The organism is Thauera linaloolentis 47Lol = DSM 12138 (assembly GCF_000310205.1).
GTDB classification, from domain to species: Bacteria; Pseudomonadota; Gammaproteobacteria; order Burkholderiales; family Rhodocyclaceae; genus Thauera; species Thauera linaloolentis.
Genome location: NZ_AMXE01000199.1, coordinates 1 through 530 on the forward strand (window position 1 = coordinate 1; position 530 = coordinate 530).

Annotated in this window: 1 protein-coding gene; it reads right to left on the reverse strand. The window is 60.4% G+C overall.

Translation table 11 applies throughout. The features are described from left to right. The coding region (locus tag C666_RS19160; RefSeq protein ID WP_039919638.1) for a transposase at positions 1 to 420 on the reverse strand (420 nt) is incomplete at its 3' end. Positions 421 to 530 lie beyond the last annotated feature (110 nt).

Sequence of the window (530 nt, forward strand, 5' to 3'; positions counted from 1 at the left end):
TCCCTTGACCAGGCCGGCCGCCATGCAGGCGCGCACCACTTCATCGAAGAGCCAGCGGAAGGTGCTGCTCTCCCGGAAACGCCCGTGCCGGTTCTTGGAGAAGGTGGAGTGGTTGGGGAGCGCATCCTCCAGCCCCAGGCGGCAGAACCAGCGGTAAGCCAGATTGAAATGGACCTCCTCGCACAGCCGGCGCTCAGAACGGATGCCATAGCAGTAGCCGATGATGAGCATGCGGATCATCAATTCCGGATCGACCGAGGGGCGCCCGGTGGTGCTGTAGTGATCTTCCAGGTGTGGGCGTAGCCCCTTCAGGTCCAGGCAGCGGTCAATGGCCCGCAGCAAGTGGTTGGCGGGAATGTGATCCTCCAGGTTGAAGCTGTAGAACAGCCTGTCCTGATTGCCCTTCTGCTGCCCCATCATCCTGGCCACCCCAGCGCATCAATCAATTGGGCATATTTGACCTGCCCCCTTCAGCCGTGCCAATGTTGAGTTAGCGAGTCCAAGGGTTTGGAGATTACTGGATCTCCGGT